We start from the raw sequence: 431 nt of genomic DNA, 5'->3' as shown, positions 1-431 counted from the left end.
GCGCCTCGTCGTCCTCGGGCCAGGTCGGCATCTGCCCCGTCACGAAGATCCAGCCGTCGCGCTCGGTCGCGTGGGAAAACGGGCCGACCAGCGGCATCAGCGAGGCGCCCGCGTCGCTGAGGTCGAGCCGGTTGCCGCGCCGATGGAACAGCTCGACCCCGTAATGGCGCTCGAGCTGCTGGATTCGCGAGGTGATGGTGGGCTGGCTCATGTCGAGCCGCCTGGCCGCGGCGGTCACGCTGCCCTGGCGGGCGGTTTCGTAGAAGGCGGCGAGAAGCAGGGGGAGCATGGCGGGAGGCGCGCGGGCGACAGGCGGAAGGAGCGGGCAGTGTGTGGCGGCCGCGTGTCGGCTTGATGGCAGGGCGGCGCACGGGTTTGGCGGGAATACCTGCGTCGATTCGATAATGCGAACGAGAACGATGAGATTGATT

Annotated in this window: 1 protein-coding gene; it reads right to left on the bottom strand. The window is 68.9% G+C overall.

All coding sequences use genetic code 11. The features are described from left to right. Positions 1–289, bottom strand: a 289-nt coding sequence (locus tag FQ705_RS02920; RefSeq protein ID WP_260854378.1) for a LysR family transcriptional regulator, incomplete at its 3' end; no start/stop codon positions are given. Positions 290–431: the final 142 nt, after the last annotated feature.

Origin of the sequence: Paraburkholderia sp. BCC1884, assembly GCF_900996225.1 — a bacterium.
GTDB lineage: Bacteria > Pseudomonadota > Gammaproteobacteria > Burkholderiales > Burkholderiaceae > Paraburkholderia.
Note: the sequence above shows the minus strand (reverse complement) of the source record. Positions and strands in the feature narration are given on the sequence as shown.